The sequence below is a fragment of the Rhodococcus sp. RD6.2 genome (genome assembly GCF_001040705.1).
Taxonomy (GTDB): domain Bacteria; phylum Actinomycetota; class Actinomycetes; order Mycobacteriales; family Mycobacteriaceae; genus Rhodococcus_G.
The window spans coordinates 22,349-38,411 of record NZ_CVQP01000012.1; the positions used below are offsets into that span (position 1 = coordinate 22,349).

At 67.9% G+C, this 16,063-nt stretch carries 14 protein-coding genes; 10 read left to right on the forward strand and 4 right to left on the reverse strand.

Features of this window, described 5'->3' with window-relative positions; genetic code table 11:
• Window positions 1-8 precede the first annotated feature (8 nt).
• On the reverse strand, window positions 9-1,331 hold the full coding sequence (locus RHCRD62_RS23935; RefSeq protein WP_253277478.1) for a lipase family protein: 1,323 nt from the start codon (window positions 1,329-1,331) through the stop codon (window positions 9-11).
• A gap of 211 nt (window positions 1,332-1,542) precedes the next feature.
• Between RHCRD62_RS23935 and RHCRD62_RS23940 the strand changes: the two genes are divergently transcribed.
• On the forward strand, window positions 1,543-2,778 hold the full coding sequence (locus tag RHCRD62_RS23940) for a cytochrome P450 (protein WP_050067281.1): 1,236 nt from the start codon (window positions 1,543-1,545) through the stop codon (window positions 2,776-2,778).
• The gene (locus RHCRD62_RS23945; protein ID WP_050067282.1) at window positions 2,775-3,356 is read left to right on the forward strand and encodes a TetR/AcrR family transcriptional regulator; all 582 of its coding nucleotides are present in this window, start codon (window positions 2,775-2,777) and stop codon (window positions 3,354-3,356) included. The genes RHCRD62_RS23940 and RHCRD62_RS23945 overlap by 4 nt, the downstream gene beginning before the upstream one ends.
• Here the strand turns inward: RHCRD62_RS23945 and RHCRD62_RS23950 are convergent.
• Both RHCRD62_RS23950 and RHCRD62_RS23955 read right to left on the reverse strand, forming a co-directional pair.
• On the reverse strand, window positions 3,332-4,066 hold the full coding sequence (locus RHCRD62_RS23950; protein WP_084734459.1) for a VIT1/CCC1 transporter family protein: 735 nt from the start codon (window positions 4,064-4,066) through the stop codon (window positions 3,332-3,334). The two genes, RHCRD62_RS23945 and RHCRD62_RS23950, sit on opposite strands and share 25 nt — an antisense overlap.
• A gap of 57 nt (window positions 4,067-4,123) precedes the next feature.
• Window positions 4,124-4,936, reverse strand: a complete 813-nt coding sequence (locus RHCRD62_RS23955; RefSeq protein ID WP_050067283.1) for an arylamine N-acetyltransferase family protein — start codon at window positions 4,934-4,936, stop codon at window positions 4,124-4,126.
• Between the two features lie 102 nt (window positions 4,937-5,038).
• On the opposite strand from RHCRD62_RS23955, the gene RHCRD62_RS23960 reads away from it, so the two are divergent.
• The 7 genes from RHCRD62_RS23960 (at window position 5,039) to RHCRD62_RS23990 (ending at window position 13,669) form a co-directional block, all read left to right on the forward strand.
• Window positions 5,039-5,821 (forward strand): MerR family transcriptional regulator, encoded by a 783-nt coding sequence (locus tag RHCRD62_RS23960; RefSeq protein WP_050067284.1) that lies wholly within the window; start codon window positions 5,039-5,041, stop codon window positions 5,819-5,821.
• A 135-nt stretch (window positions 5,822-5,956) separates the two neighbouring features.
• Window positions 5,957-7,177, forward strand: coding sequence for a UDP-galactopyranose mutase (gene glf, locus RHCRD62_RS23965; protein ID WP_050067285.1), 1,221 nt, complete (start codon window positions 5,957-5,959; stop codon window positions 7,175-7,177).
• Complete coding sequence (locus RHCRD62_RS23970) at window positions 7,174-9,093, forward strand: glycosyltransferase (protein ID WP_050067286.1); 1,920 nt, start codon at window positions 7,174-7,176, stop codon at window positions 9,091-9,093. Before glf ends, RHCRD62_RS23970 begins: the two co-directional genes overlap by 4 nt.
• Window positions 9,077-9,592, forward strand: coding sequence for a phosphatase PAP2 family protein (locus RHCRD62_RS23975; protein WP_050067287.1), 516 nt, complete (start codon window positions 9,077-9,079; stop codon window positions 9,590-9,592). The genes RHCRD62_RS23970 and RHCRD62_RS23975 overlap by 17 nt, the downstream gene beginning before the upstream one ends.
• Complete coding sequence (locus RHCRD62_RS23980; RefSeq protein WP_050067288.1) at window positions 9,589-10,494, forward strand: decaprenyl-phosphate phosphoribosyltransferase; 906 nt, start codon at window positions 9,589-9,591, stop codon at window positions 10,492-10,494. The genes RHCRD62_RS23975 and RHCRD62_RS23980 overlap by 4 nt, the downstream gene beginning before the upstream one ends.
• Window positions 10,472-12,385, forward strand: coding sequence for an arabinofuranosyltransferase AftB family protein (gene zomB / locus RHCRD62_RS23985; RefSeq protein ID WP_301280734.1), 1,914 nt, complete (start codon window positions 10,472-10,474; stop codon window positions 12,383-12,385). The genes RHCRD62_RS23980 and zomB overlap by 23 nt, the downstream gene beginning before the upstream one ends.
• A 288-nt stretch (window positions 12,386-12,673) precedes the next feature.
• Window positions 12,674-13,669 (forward strand): alpha/beta hydrolase, encoded by a 996-nt coding sequence (locus tag RHCRD62_RS23990; protein ID WP_050067289.1) that lies wholly within the window; start codon window positions 12,674-12,676, stop codon window positions 13,667-13,669.
• Between the two features lie 289 nt (window positions 13,670-13,958).
• Here RHCRD62_RS23990 and RHCRD62_RS23995 read toward each other — a convergent pair whose 3' ends face one another.
• A complete protein-coding gene (locus RHCRD62_RS23995) occupies window positions 13,959-14,396 on the reverse strand; it encodes a hypothetical protein (protein ID WP_157051049.1) in 438 nt (145 codons plus the stop codon).
• Between RHCRD62_RS23995 and RHCRD62_RS24000 the strand changes: the two genes are divergently transcribed.
• Window positions 14,326-16,032: an alpha/beta hydrolase-fold protein gene (locus tag RHCRD62_RS24000; RefSeq protein ID WP_084734460.1), complete on the forward strand. Its 1,707-nt coding sequence runs from the start codon at window positions 14,326-14,328 to the stop codon at window positions 16,030-16,032. The two genes, RHCRD62_RS23995 and RHCRD62_RS24000, sit on opposite strands and share 71 nt — an antisense overlap.
• The last annotated feature ends 31 nt before the right edge of the window (window positions 16,033-16,063 follow it).

Genomic DNA, 16,063 nt, shown 5'->3' on the forward strand with positions numbered 1-16,063 from the left:
GGTGGAGATCAGCGTCCAGCGCCGAGCGGCCTGCCGAACAACCCCGCGACGACCTCGCCCACGGTGTCGGTGAAGGCGGGCCAGGCGGCCTGGTCGAGGGCCATCGAGCCGACATCAGTGGTGCGGCAACCGGGTTCGACGGGGACGCCGTCCAGGCGATCCCGCATCCACAGCAGCGCGGTCGGTGCGGCCGTCACCTCCAGTGTCAGGTGCTCGCTGAAGTGGTCGCGGGTGTACTGCACGCGCGCGGACGGGTCCTGGCAGTAGGTGTCGACCAGCGTGTTCACCTGTCCCACCGGCACGATCCAGTCGGGATTGGACTGGTAGACGAACATCGGGGCAGTGGGAACCGACGTGCCCATGCGCGTGCGGTCGATGACCGATCGCACGACCGGAACGTCGAGCGGATCGCCCGGAACGTCGAGCAGTTCTTTGTTGTTCGCGAACGGAATCAGGGCCGCGTGGTAGGCGACGCACAGCGGGTTCTTGACGGTCGTCAACGCACGACCGAGGGGGTTCATCCGCTCGTCGAGGAACTGCTGGAAATCGGGGTACTCCCGCCCGAGGCCGAGCACCGCGCCCAGCGCCAGGCCCGCCGGGGCAGCGTTGTTCGCGTTGTTCAGCAGGGCCGACAGGTCCGCGGGAACGCCACCCTCGACGACGCCGACGACGTTCAGTTCGGGCGCGTACGACGGGTGCAGTTCGGCGGCGTGGCCGGTGGCGATGGCCCCGCCGGAGTAGCCCCACAGCCCGACCCGGGTGTTGTCGCCGGCGAGCTCGAGCGGATCGAATCGCTCTGCGGCGCGGACGCCGTCGAGGGTGAGGCGGGCGCCGAGCGGGCCGGCGGCGTACGCCGAGTTCGGCCCCTGGTAGTCGGGGACCGACACCGCCCAGCCCTGTGCGAGGGCGGCCTGCACGGCGAGGAACTCCGCCGGAATCACCGCGGAGCCGGTGACGAGTGCCGGAATCGACCCCTGCTGCAGGGCATAGGACGGGGCGCAGTACTGAGCCGTGGAGTCCTCTGCCATCTGGAACGAGACCAGCTTGTCGCGGCCGGGTCCGCGTGGCTTCAGCACGGTGGTGACGGCGGCGACGGGCTCCCCGCGCGTGTCGGTCGAGCGGTACGACAGCTGCCAGGCATCGACGTTGACGGGGATCAGGCTGAGGTTGGCGACCGTGACGGGCCGCGACGCGATGATGTCGCCTGGCGCGAGATCCGCGTACGAGGCCAGGGGTGGCGCGTAGAACCCCTGGTCGAGCTCGGGCGGCACGGGTAGCCCGGCGAACGGTATCGGTGTCGCCGGCTGTGCGAGCACTGTCCCGGCTCCGATCGAGGCGGTCAGGGTGACGGCGGCGACCACTGCCGTCGTCGCCCGGCCGAGCCGAGTCCACAGTCTCCACTGTTTCACGTCGAACCCCCAGATGCATCAAATGTGAGACGAGTCAGTCTCAGTTGTTTCGAGAGATTACTGGTGCGCCGAGAAACACACAATGTCCGATTCATCCGTTGACATAAGTTCAAATCTGTCTCATTCTCAAGACATGACATCGACAATGTCTGGACGGGCCGCGTACGTGCCGCCGACCGGAGAGACCTGGCGTGACCCCTTCGGGATGTACGCGGCACTCCGCGACCACGACCCCGTCCATCACGTCGTTCCCGCGAGCGCACCGCAGGACGACTACTGGGTGCTCACCCGGCACGCCGACGTGTTCGCCGCCGCCCGCGACCACGAGACCTTCTCGTCCGCCGACGGACTGACCACCAGTTACGGTGAACTCGACAAGATCGGTCTGCGCGACAACCCGCCGCTGGTCATGCAGGATCCACCGCAGCACACCGACTTCCGCAAGCTCGTCGCCCGCGGCTTCACGCCCCGGCAGGTCGAGGCCGTCGAACCCGCGGTGCGGGCCTTCGTCGTCGAACGCATCGAGAGGCTGCGGGAGGTGGGGGAGGGCGACATCGTCAGCGAACTCTTCAAGCCACTGCCGAGCATGGTGGTCGCGCACTATCTGGGTGTGCCCGAAGAGGATCGGGGACGCTTCGACGTGTGGACCGACTCGATCGTCGCTGCGACCGCAGTCGGTGACCCGCTCGAGGCGGCCACCGCGGTCGGGGAGCTGATGGGCTACTTCGGTGAACTGATCGCTCGCAGGCATGCCGACGCCGCGACCGGTGAGCTCGGCGACGACACGATCTCGCACCTCGTCGCGGCGGGAATGGGCGCCGATGGCGACATCGCAGGCATGCTGTCGATCCTCGGATTCGCGTTCACCATGGTCACCGGCGGCAACGACACCACGACCGGGATGCTCGGCGGCTCGTCCGCACTGCTGACCCAGCGGCGCGACCAGCGCGCGCTGCTGCTCGAGGATCCGTCCCGGATCCCCGATGCCGTCGACGAACTGCTCCGACTGACCTCGCCCGTGCAGGGCCTCGCCCGGACCACCACGCGCGACGTCACACTCCACGACGTCACCATCCCGGCAGGCCGAAAGACGTTGTTGGTCTACGGATCCGCCAACGTCGACCCCCGCATGTACGGGCCCGACGCCGCCGAGCTGGACGTCCTGCGCGCGCCGCGGCAGATCATGACGTTCAGCCACGGAGGTCACCACTGCCTCGGTGCTGCCGCCGCGCGCATGCAGGCGCGTGTCGCCCTCCAGGAACTGCTCGCGCGGTGCCCCGACTTCGAGGTCGATGTCGAGGGAATCGTCTACGCTCCAGGTAATTACGTTCGCAGGCCCACGCACGTTCCGTTCCGGGTGCGTCCGTGACCTGGTTGCGTGACGAGAAGTCCGAGGCCGCCGCGGAGAAGATCCTCGACGCAGCAGCCGAGCTCTTCGTCGAGCGCGGCGTCGCGACCACCGGCATGGGCGACATCGCCAAGGCTGCCGGCTGTTCGCGTGCCACCCTGTACCGCTACTTCGACGGTCGTGGGGCGTTGCACCGTGCGTTCGTGCACCGCGAGGCGCGCCGGTTGGGAGAGCAGGTGGCAGCCGAGGTAGCCGACATCGCCGACCCCGCCGAGCGGATCACCGACGCAATCCTCGCTTCGGTTCGCGCGGTTCGTGAAACGCCTTCTCTCGCCGCCTGGTTCGCAGTAGGGGACGCCGGAATCGCGTCCGAACTCGCCAGCACCTCCGAGGTGATCGAAGTGCTCGGAGTGACGTTCCTCGCTGGCACGGCGGGCGGCGACCCCGCCGAACTTCCGCGGCAGGCGCGGTGGGTCGTTCGCGTCATCGTCTCGCTGCTGACCGTTCCCGGTGTCGATGACGCCGACGAGCGGGCCATGGTCGAACAGTTCGTGGTGCCGGCACTCGTACCCGGTCAGGCGATCGTGCCGAACGCCTGACCGATCACATAGGTCACCACCATCGCGACGGCGCCGCCGATCACCACCCGCGCCACCGCGCGACCCCGGCGTGCGCCGCCGAGGCGGGCACTGATGCTGCCGGTCAACGCCAACGCGACCAGCACCGCGACGAACGTGACCGGAATGCGCAGGTGCGGCGGCGTCGACAGGATCGCGATCAGCGGCAGCAGTGCACCGATCGTGAACGAGATCGCCGACGACACCGCCGCCTGCCACGGATTGGTGAGGTCGTCGGGATCGATACCCAGTTCGACGTCGGCATGCGCGGCGAATGCATCGTGCTCCGTCAACTCCTCCGCAACCAGGCGGGCCGTCGCCGGGGACAGGCCCTTCGCCTCGTAGAGGTCGACCAGTTCCTCCAGCTCCTGCTCCGGCAGCTCCCGCAGCTCGGCGCGTTCCTTCGTGAGCAGCGCCCGCTCGGTGTCCCGCTGCGTGCTGACCGACACGTACTCGCCGAGCGCCATCGACACCGCACCCGCGGCGAGGCCCGCGATCCCCGCGGTGAGGATCGGTCCGCGGTCCACCGTCGCCGCCGCGACACCGACCACCAGACCCGCGGTCGAGACGATGCCGTCGTTCGCGCCCAGCACACCCGCCCGTAGCCAGTTCAGCTTCGCGTTCAGACCCTGCCCCGACGCTTCCGGCTCCCGAGGTTCGTCCTCGGTGCGTTGTCGCTCAACCGAATCCATACTGTCGACGCTAGCGACGCGCCACGTCCGTCACCAGCAAAGGAAGGCTTGCCGAAGTCATCGGTCGAGTTTGGCGAATGCCTCGTCCAGCCCTGGCAGGGCCGATGTGTCGATGCGGAAGTCGCGTTCGAGAACCACTCGCAGTTCGTCGCCGTCGGCGAGCTCGTGCCGCTCCGTCCGTCCGTCCAGATGATGGACCGTCAGCCGGCGACCTGCCAGCGCGTAGCGGCAGTCCGCGGTCGCGCGCGCCGCCATCAGCGTCGTGACGAACTTCGACTGCGGCCACGTGCACAGGTACCAGTTCGTCGGCTCGTAGTCGACGGCGTGCTGGGGATGCAGGTCGAAGCGGTAGGTGGTGCGCCACCGGCCGCCGACGAGGGCCTGCATCGCCCAGTCGCCGTGCAGGTTGACCAACCGGAACGGTTCGAGCGGCGTGGGCTGCTCGGTGTCGTGTTCGAGGCGGAGCGTCCCGGTCAGCGTCATGCCGCCGAACCCGGTGTCGATGACGCGGCGCTCGTCGCCGAGGTCGACGAGCAGCAGCATGTGGGTGCGGGGGGCGAGCGCGTCGAGGTCCGCGGAGCCCCACAGGACGCGGGCCGCGAGCCCGGTGACGCTGAACCCGATCTCCCGCAACGCCGCCCGCAGCAGCAGTCCGTGCTCGAAGCAGTAGCCGCCGCGCCCGCCGCGAACCAGCTTCGCCTGCAGCGACTCCAGGTCGAGACGGTTCGTCACCCCGCGGAACGGGTCGAGATTCTCGAACGGAATCGCGGCGGTGTGGTGCGCCGCGATGGCGTCCAGCGTCGCGCGGGTCGGCGCCCGGTCTCCGGCGAAACCGATCCGGGTCAGGTACGCGTCGAGGTCGAGGCTCACGTCGCCAGGCTAGGCGGCTCCGCCGCCGGTGTGTCCGTGGGGGACCACACGGGACCCGAAGCACCTTGACATTGACGCAGCGTCAATGTGCACGCTGGGTTCATGCAGGAATGGTCGATACAGGACCTGGCCAGGGCGGCCGGCGTCACCAGTCGCACGCTGCGGCACTACGGCGACCGCGGGCTGCTCGAACCCAGCCGGATCGGGTCGAACGGGTACCGCTACTACGACGCGGACTCGCTCCTGCGGTTGCAGCGGATCCTGCTGCTCCGCGACCTCGGGCTCGGACTGACCGCGATCGCCGGTGTTCTCGCCGGCAGGCAGGACGCCGCCTCGGCTCTGGAGACCCACCTCGACCTGCTCGAACGCGAGCGCGAACGGCTCGGACGGCAGATCGACGCCGTCCGAACCACCCTGTACCGAACCGAGAAGGGAGAACCGCTCATGGCGGAGGAAATGTTCGACGGGTTCGAGCACACCCAGTACAAGGACGAGGTCGAGCAGCGCTGGGGAACGAAGGCGTACGCCGACGGCAACCGCTGGTGGACGTCGATGGACGACGCGCAGCGCCGCGACTGGAAAGCCGACGTGGCGCGCCTCTCGCAGGACTGGATCGCGGCCGCCGAGTCCGGGGTCGCGCCCGACAGCGCGCACGCGCAGGACCTGGCTCGCAGGCACGTCCAGTGGCTGTCGTCGGTGCCGGGCACACCAGCCTGGTCGGGTCATTCCACAGGCTCCACTCCCGGACACAGCAGGGCCCCGGTCCGCGAATACGTGCTCGGCCTGGCCGACATGTATGTCGACGACGAGCGGTTCGCCGCCAACTACGGCGGACGGGCGGGTGCCGAGTTCGTCCGCGACGCCCTGCGCACATACATGAAGTAGGCGCTTCGCGCTCGTGCGCGATTCGGGGTCCCCGGACCCGGAAACCGCGCACGAGCGGCGGAGCCGCCATGCACGAGCGGTGCCGCCGACAGCACACACAAGCGGCACCGCCGCTGTCCGATACCCTGGTTGCCCGTGACCTCTGTATCTCGAGACTCCGTGACCTCCGGCCAGTACGACCTGATCATCGTCGGGTCAGGATTCTTCGGACTGACGATCGCCGAGCGGGCCGCGACGCAGCTCGGTAAGCGGGTCCTCGTCCTCGACCGCAGGCACCACATCGGTGGCAATGCCTACTCCGAGGCGGAGCCCGAAACGGGCATCGAGGTCCACAAGTACGGGGCGCACCTGTTCCACACCTCCAACAAGCGCGTCTGGGACTACGTCACCCAGTTCACCGAGTTCACCGACTACCAGCACCGCGTCTTCGCGATGCACGGCGGCCAGGCCTACCAGTTCCCGATGGGCCTTGGTCTGGTGTCGCAGTTCTTCGGGAAGTACTTCAGCCCGGACGAAGCCCGCGCCCTGATCGCCGAGCAGGCATCCGAGTTCGACACCAAGGACGCGGCCAACCTGGAGGAGAAGGCGATCTCCCTGATCGGTCGCCCCCTCTACGAGGCGTTCGTCCGCGACTACACCGCCAAGCAGTGGCAGACGGACCCGAAGAACCTGCCCGCGGGCAACATCACCCGGCTGCCCGTCCGCTACACGTTCGACAACCGCTACTTCAACGACACCTACGAGGGTCTGCCCGTCGACGGCTACACCGCGTGGCTGGAGAACATGGCGAAGGACGACAACATCGAGGTCCGGCTGAACACGGACTGGTTCGACGTCCGCGACGAGCTGCGCGCCGCGAGCCCCGACGCCCCCGTCGTCTACACCGGGCCGCTGGACCGCTACTTCGACTACGCGGATGGCGAGCTGGGCTGGCGCACCCTCGACTTCGAGACCGAGGTGCTGCCGACTGGCGACTTCCAGGGCACCCCGGTGATGAATTACAACGACGCGGACGTGCCGTTCACCCGCATCCACGAGTTCCGTCACTTCCACCCCGAACGCACCTACCCGGCCGACAAGACGGTCGTCATGCGCGAGTTCTCGCGGTTCGCGGAGTCCACCGACGAGCCCTACTACCCGATCAACACGCCCGACGACCGGACGAAGCTCGAGGCGTACCGGGCGCGGGCGAAGGCCGAGACCGAGAACGCGAAGGTCCTGTTCGGCGGCCGGCTCGGCACCTACCAGTACCTGGACATGCACATGGCGATCGCGAGCGCGCTGAGCATGTTCGACAACACCCTGCGCGCGCACCTCGAGTCCGGCGCCCCTCTCGGCGGCGGGGTCGAGGCATGACCCCGAAGCACCTGCTGGAGCAGGACACCCTGTTCGGCGATCAGGAACTGCTCGGGAAGGCCCTGTTGCAGCGGGTCATCCTGCCGCGACCGGGTGAGCCGCTCGACGTGCGTACCCTGTACCTGGAGGAATCGCCGACCAATTCGCGTCGCGCGCACTCGCTCTCCCGCACCTCCCTCTCGCTCGTCGCGGAGTCCGAGGTGTCGATGGCGAGCTACTTCAACGCCTTCCCGGCCAGCTACTGGCGGCGCTGGACGATCCTGAAGACGGTCGTGCTGCGGCTGGAGCTGGTCGGGCACGGCCGCGTCGACGTGTACCGCTCGAAGGCGGATTCCTCGCGGATTCACGTGCAGGGCAAGGAATTCCGTGGCGAGGGCACGTCTGCACTGGTGGAGTTCGAGGTCGAGCTCGCGCCGTTCGAGGACGGCGGCTGGATCTGGTTCGACATCACCACCGACACCGACGTCGAACTGGTCGCCGCGGGGTGGTACGCCCCGATCGAGGCGCCCGGCTCGGGTCGCGTCGCCCTCGGCATCCCGACGTTCAACCGGCCCACCGACTGTGTCAAGGCGCTGACGGCGCTCGGCGCCGACCCGCTGGTGCTGGACGTGATCGACGCCGTCATCATCCCGGACCAGGGCACCCGCAAGGTCCGCGACGAACCCGGCTTCGCCGAAGCTGCCGCCGTGCTCGGCGACCGCCTCGCGATCCACGACCAGGCGAACCTCGGCGGTTCGGGCGGCTACAGCCGCGTCATGTACGAGGCGCTGAAGACGACCTCCGCCGAGCACATCCTGTTCATGGACGACGACATCGAGATCGAGCCCGACTCGATCCTGCGTGCGCTGGCCATGTCCCGCTTCGCGAAGTCCCCGATGCTCGTCGGCGGCCAGATGCTCAACCTGCAGGAACGCAGCCACCTGCACACGATGGGCGAGGTCGTGAACCGGTCCATCTTCATGTGGTCGGCCGCACCGAACGTCGAGTACGACCACGACTTCTCCCGCTTCCCGCTCAGCGACCGCGAGAACTCGAAACTGCTGCACCGCCGCATCGACGTCGACTTCAACGGCTGGTGGATGTGCATGATCCCGCGCGTCGTCGCGGAGGAGATCGGGCAGCCGCTGCCGCTGTTCATCAAGTGGGACGACGCCGAGTACGGACTTCGCGCCCGCGCCGCCGGCTACCCGACGGTGACGATGCCCGGCGCCGCGATCTGGCACATGGCCTGGTCCGACAAGGACGACGCCATCGACTGGCAGGCCTACTTCCACCTGCGCAACCGTCTCGTCGTCGCGTCGCTGCACATGCCGGGCAACGGCCGCGGGCTCGTCGTCAACACGGTGAAGGCCACCCTCAAGCACCTGCTGTGCCTCGAGTACTCGACCGTCGCGATCCAGAACCAGGCCATCCGCGACTTCCTCGGCGGCCCCGAGCACATCTTCGACCTGCTGCCGACCGCGCTCGGCCAGGTGCACGCGATGCGCAAGGAGTACCCGGACGCCGTCGTGCTGCCGTCGTCGACGGAGCTGCCGCTGCCGTCCGGCGCCGGTGTCGGCGCCGTCGGTGACCCCGGCAACCCGCTCGCCAAGCTGGTCCGCCTCGGGAAGGGACTCGTCCACAACGCGAAGCCCGCGCACGAGGAACACCACGAGCGCCCGCAGTTGAACGTGCCGACCATCGACGCCCGCTGGTTCCTGCTCTCGCAGGTCGACGGCGTCACCGTCACCACCGCCGACGGGCGCGGCGTCGTCTACCGCAAGCGCGACCCGCGCCAGGCGTGGGGACTGCTCAAGGAGGCGATGCGCCTGCGCCGCGAACTCGCCCAGCGCTTCCCTGCACTCAAGGACGAGTACGCGGCCGCCGTGCCTGCGCTGACCAGCAAGGAGAGGTGGGAGAGTGTCTTCGGCATCTGAGGTCAGGATCCTGAACCGGGTGCAGTCGACGATCGGCGCCGAACCCGCAGTGATCAAGGCCGCGCGCGGCATGTCCCATTTCGGTGAGCACGCGCTCGGTTGGATCGCGGTCGCCGGTGTCGGTGCCGTACTCGACAAGCCGCGGCGCAGGCAGTGGGCCGGAGTCGCGGTGGGCGCAGTCGGCGCCCACGCCGCGTCCATCGTGATCAAGCGCGTCGTCCGACGCCCCCGGCCGAACGATCCGTCGGTGCAGGTCAACGTGTCGACGCCGAGCAAGCTGAGCTTCCCGTCGTCGCATGCGACGTCCACCACGGCTGCCGCGGTGCTGCTCGGCCGGCTCACCGGGCTACCCTTGCCCGCGGTGCTGGTGCCTCCGATGCTGCTATCGCGGCTCGTGCTCGGCGTCCACTACCCGACCGACGTGCTCGCGGGGTCCGCCCTCGGAGCTGCCTCGGCCGCAGTGGTTCTGCGTGCCGAACAGAAGTTTGGAGAGAGATGAGCGAGCACCCGACCGAGGTCGCCGGACCGCCGAAGTCCCTGGCATCCGGCATCGTCAAGGCGCTCCGCCCGCGTCAGTGGGTGAAGAACGTCCTGGTGCTCGCTGCGCCGCTGGCCGCCGGTTCGGTCACCGAGACCGACGTCCTGATGCCGGTCGCGCTCGCCTTCGTGGTGTTCTGCATGGCGGCGTCCGGCATCTACCTCGTCAACGACGCGATGGATGTCGAGGCGGACCGCGCACACCCGACCAAGCGGTTCCGCCCGATCGCCGCCGGCGTTCTGCCCGTGAACCTGGCGTACACGATGGCGGTCGCCCTGCTCGGCGGATCGATCTGCCTGTCGTTCCTCGCGAACTGGCAACTGGCGCTCGTCATGGCCGTCTACATCGCGATCCAGCTCGCATACTGCTTCGGCCTCAAGCACCAGGCCGTCCTCGACATCTGCATCGTGTCGTCGGGATTCCTGCTCCGGGCCATCGCCGGTGGCGTCGCCGCCGAGATCCCGCTCTCGCAGTGGTTCCTACTGATCATGGCGTTCGGCTCGCTGTTCATGGCGGCGGGCAAGCGCTACGCGGAACTGTCGCTCGCCGAGTCGACCGGCGCGAAGATCCGGAAGTCGCTCGAGTACTACACCGCCACGTACCTGCGTTTCGTGTGGACGCTGGCCGCGACCGCCGTGGTGATCTGCTACGGCCTGTGGGCCTTCGAACGTGACCAGGCGACGGGCTCCAACTGGTTCGCCGTCTCCATGATCCCGTTCACCATCGCGATCCTGCGGTACGCCGTCGACATCGACGGCGGAGAAGCGGGCGAACCCGAAGAGATCGCCTTCCGGGACCGGGTGCTCCAAGTCCTCGCGATCGCGTGGATCGGAGTGGTGGGTGTCGCTGTCTACATCGCCTGACACGACGCGGGCCGACGACGTCGCGATCCCTGATCGCGGCACGTCGGAGTCCGTGTCGTCGACCGTTGCCCGGTTCGTCTACGTTGCGGGGATCGCGCTCACCGGCGCCCTGTTCTTCTGGGGTGCCTGGGAGCGTCGCTGGATCGCCGACGACGGACTGATCGTGCTGCGGACCGTCCGCAACCTGCTCGCCGGAAACGGTCCGGTGTTCAACGCGGGTGAGCGGGTCGAGGCGAACACCAGCACCCTGTGGACCTACCTCGTCTACGCGTTCGGTTGGATCACGCAGATCCGCCTCGAGTACGTGGTCCTCACCCTCGCGCTGGTCCTGTCCGTCGCCGCCATCGTGCTGGCGATGGTCGGGACCGGTTCCCTCTGGCGGGCCGGCGGTGGCAGGACCGGTGCCGGATTGCTGCTTCTCCCCGCGGGCGCCCTCGTCTACATCGCCGTTCCCCCGGCGCGCGACTTCGCGACGTCCGGACTCGAGAGCTGCCTCGTCATCTTCTGGATCGGCCTGCTGTGGCTGCTGATGGTTCAGTGGGCACAGCGTGAGCCGTCCACCACGCGTGTACTGATCCTGGCGTTCATCGCCGGTCTCGGTCCGCTGGTGCGTCCCGAGATGGTGATGCTCGCCGGGCTCGTCCTCCTTATGATCTTTCTCACACCGGGGTCGTGGCGGCGTCGGGTGGCGATCGTCGCGGTCGCGGGTGCGGTGCCGGTCGGCTATCAGATCTGGCGGATGGGCTACTACGGCCTGCCCTACCCGAACACCGCCGTGTCGAAGGATGCGGGCGGCGCCAAGTGGTCGCAGGGCATGACCTACCTGTGGAACCTCGTCGGTCCGTACTGGTTGTGGCTTCCGCTCGCCGTTCTCGCAGGTTATCTGGGGTGGTTGGCGTACCGGCGCTACGGACTCGGGCGACCCGGCGACGGCTCCGGCGTCACCGGACTCGCGCGCCTGCACACCCCCGCGGCGGTGATCGCGCTGTTCGTCGGCACCGGCATCCTGCTCGGGATCTACTCGGTGCGGGTCGGTGGTGACTTCATGCACGGCCGCGTCCTGCTGCCGGTGCTGTTCTGTTTGATCCTCCCGATCGCCGTGCTGCCGGTGCGGGTGCCGCGGCGCGACCAGTGGGGCTCGACCCCGGCTATCGCCGTGTTCGCCGCGGGATCGCTGGCCTGGATTGCAGTCGTGGTGTGGGCGATCGTCGCCTCGACCGCGCAGGGCATGCCGAACGGCACGTTCGTCGGTAAGTCCGGCATCGTCGACGAGCGGAACTTCTACATGCTCGGGACCGGACGCGACCATCCGATCCGGGCCGAGGACTACCTCGACTATCCGCGGATGCGGGCGATGGTCGAGACGATCAACAACAACCCCGACGGTGGTCTGCTGCTGCCCGCGGCGTACTACACCTACTGGGATCTGGTGCCGCCGCCGCTGCCGATTCCGGAGGGCGGGGCAGGTCACACGGTGTACTTCCTGAATCTGGGCATGACGAGCATGAATGTCGGTCTGGATGTGAAGGTCATCGACCAGATGGGTCTCGCCTACCCGCTGGCGGCTCACACCGAGCGCCTCGGTGACGGACGCATCGGTCACGACAAGGCCCTGTACCCGGACTGGGTGGTCGCCGACACGGGCATGGTCGATCAGCATCCGTGGATGCCCTGGTATCTCGACGAGAACTGGGTGGCGCAGGCGCAGGTCGCGCTGACCTGTCCGGACACTCAGGAGTTGCTGGCGTCGTCGCGGGGTGAGTTGACCCGCCAGTTGTTCATCCGCAACCTCAAACGGGCGTTCCACTACGCGGGGTATCGCATCGACCGGGTGCCCGCATACGAGATCCAGCGCTGCGGTTTGGAGATGCCACCCGAGCGTCCCCGCTAGGAAAATCACAAAACTGTATTCCAAATCACGTTTACGTAACGGTCGTAACCGTAACGCGATGTACAGATACATGAAGGCCCTTGCAACTCGTCCGGCGCGGCGGGTTTCAGGGGGAAGAACCGCGGTTGTCACGTCACACCCGTTCGCATACGCTCCTGCGAGCGCAGTGTGACCTTGATCCGTTCCACTGCCGGACGCGCATGTGTGCGTACGGCAGAGCCGTGGCCTAGTGCCAGACTTCCGGGCCAGCTCAGGCGGGTACCGCAGGAGAGAAAGAGAGCAGTATTCATGCGTATTGGCAGACCGAGGTTCCAGAACCTCAAGCGACGCCTCCTCGGCCTTTCGGCCGCAGCGCTCGTGCTGCCCGTCACTGCCGGTATCGCGGGGACCGCCGTCGCCGGCGCCGCACCGGTCACGCACCGGGCGCCGTCCGGTGGTTACGAAGAGGTCTCGGTGCCCTCCTCCATGGGCCCGATCAAGGTGCAGATCCAGTGGGCCAAGCGTGGCGGTGGAGCTGCCCTCTACCTGCTCGACGGACTCCGCGCACGCGACGACAGGAACGCGTGGTCCTTCGAGACCAACGCGCTCGAGCAGTTCGCGAACGACAACCTGACCCTGGTCATGCCGGTGGGTGGCGAGTCGTCGTTCTACAGCGACTGGATCGCGTCGTCGAACTTCAACGGCCAGGACACCACCTACAAGTGGGAGACCTTCCTGACCAAGGAGCTCCCCGACTACCTGGAGACCCGTGGTGTCTCTCGCACCAACAACGGTGTGCTCGGCCTGTCGATGGGCGGCTCGGCTGCCCTGACGCTGGCGGCCTACCACCGCGATCAGTTCAAGTTCGCGTCTTCGCTGTCGGGCTACCTGAACATCTCAGCGCCCGGTATGCGTGAGGCGATCCGCGTGGCGATGCTCGATGCCGGTCGGTTCAACGTCGACGCGATGTGGGGCCCGCCGTGGAGCAAGGCATGGCTGCGCAACGACCCGTTCGTGTTCGCGCCGAAGCTCGAGGGCCTGTCCCTGTACATCTCGGCGGCCAGTGGTCTGCCCGGTGAGTTCGACAAGCCGCAGAAGCCGATCGACTACTACAACACCGCGAACGGCATGGGCCTCGAGGCCATCTCGCTGGTCAACACACGGGCCTTCCAGGCGCGCATGGCCGCCCTCAAGATTCCTGCCACGTACAGCTTCCCGTCCAACGGCACCCACTCGTGGCCGTACTGGTCGGGCGAGCTGTTCAAGGCCCGCACCCAGATTCTGGACTCCCTGAACGCCTGGTGACCGGATAACCATGATCGCCACGATGCCGCCCTGCACACCCCTCCGGGGGTGAGCAGGGCGGCATCTGCCGTTTCCTGCACATAACAAAACCTCGTAGATGCCGCGCGTCACACGCGTCACTCCTGTCCGCCGTGTACAAAGGGGACACGCGAGTGTCCAGGCGTAACAGCAGCGTGACGCGCGGGTCGGGTCAGTCAACCGACGGTGCCGGGTAGTAGACCGGCCGACAGAAGAAAGAGGAGTCACCTCACATGCGACCAGGATCAACAAGATCGGGCGCCCGATCGCATCACCGCAAGGGGCGTGCGTTCGCACTGTTGGCCGCTGCGCTTGTTCTGCCGACCGCGGCTGGGCTGACGACCGCCGGTGTCGCCGCCGCACAGCCGGCGACGAGCACGTCGATCACCGCGACGCCGACCTCGACCCCCGCGAAGAAGTCCCCCGAGGACGTCCAGGAAACCGTCGCGCCGAAGTCCAGCGCCGGGAAGACCACGACGACGGCCGCGACGTCTACCGCTGCTGCGCCGACCACCACCGCGGTGACGCCCACGACGACCGTCGCGCCGACCACCACGGTCGCCCCGACGACCACCGTCGCGGCCCCCGCACCCGCACCGGTCATCTCGGCGCGATCCGCAGCCGCACCCGGTCGGTCGATGCCGGGTGTGTCGAAGGTGCAGTGGATCACCGACCGCCGCGTCGCGCTGTGGGTCGACTCCCCGTCCATGGGCGCACCGTTCCAGGTGCAGATCCTGCTGGCACGTGACTGGAACTCCCGGCCCGACGCCACGTTCCCCGCCCTCTACATGCTCGACGGTCTGCGCGCCCGCGACGACGAGAGCGGCTGGACCATCGAGACCGACGCGGCGAGCTTCTACGCCGACAAGAACGTCAACGTCATCCTCCCGGTCGGCGGTCAGTCCAGCTTCTACTCCGACTGGCTCGAAGGTGACAACGGCAAGTTCTACCAACTGGAGACGTTCCTGACGAAGGAACTGCCGCCGGTGCTCGAGAACAGCATGCGCACCACCAGCACGCGTGGTGTGATCGGCCTGTCGATGGGCGGCACGTCCGCGATGTTCCTCGCGGCCCGCAATCCCGGCTTCTTCAAGTTCGCCGGCTCGTTCTCCGGTTACCTCAGCACCACGTCCCTCGGTATGCCGCAGGCCCTGCAGTACGCGATGCAGGACGCGGGCGGATACAACGTCACCAAGATGTGGGGCCAGCCGAGCAATCCGCAATGGGCCGCGCACGACCCGTACATCCAGGCGGAGAACCTCAAGGGCACGAGCCTGTACATCTCCAGCGGCAGCGGTATGACCGGTCCGTACGATCAGCCGTCCGGCATCCCCGGCGTGTCCACGAACTACGCGGGCATGGGTCTGGAGATCCTCTCGCGTCTGACCTCGCAGTCGTTCGCGACGAAGCTGAACAAGCTCGGCATCGCCGCGCAGGTGAACTACCGGCCGTCGGGCACCCACTCGTGGCCGTACTGGCAGTTCGAGATGCACCAGGCGTGGCCGCAGGTCGCCAACGCCCTCGGTGTCCAGGTCTCGGCACCCGCGTGCGGCCTGAACGGCGACATCGGCGCGATGGCGAATGCGAACCCGTGGCTCGGCGGCTGCGTCACCGGTGAATACGGTGTCGCGGGCGGGCTCGCCCAGGACTTCCGCAACGGCCGCATCTTCTGGTCCGGTGGCACCGGCGCACAGGTCGTCACCGGCATGATCGGCGGCGAGTACCAGGCGATGGGCGGCCCGTCCGGACCCCTCGGCCTGCCGACCACCAGCGAGTTCGGCACCCCCGACGGCCGTGGCCGCGGCAACCACTTCCAGGCCGGTTCGATCTACTGGACCCCGCAGACCGGAGCCCATGCGGTACGCGGCGCGATCCGCGACCTGTGGTCCTCGCAGGGCTGGGAGACCGGTCCGCTCGGCTACCCCGTCGGCGACGAGATCAACACCCCGTCCAAGGACGGCGCCGTGCAGGGCTTCGAGATCGGAGCCATCTACTGGAGCCCCACCACGGGGGCGAACGGTGTCCAGGGCCTGATCATGCGCAAGTACGGCGAGATGGGCTACGAGAACAGCTGGCTCGGTTTCCCGCGGTCCAGCGAGCGTGGCCCGATCCGGGACAACGGCCGCTTCAACGAGTTCGAGGGCGGCAACATCTACTGGAGCCCGGCGAGCGGTGCCTGGTCGATCAGGCACGGCGCGATCTTCGAGGAATGGGGACGCCAGGGCTACGAGGGCGGCCGACTCGGCTACCCGATCAGTGACGAATATGCCTTCGAGGGTGGCGTCCGCCAGAACTTCCAGTTCGGCACCATCACCGTCAAGGGCGGGAACATCCAGGTCGCCTGAGTGAATGACGTGGCGGGCCGGGTTCGCGGCG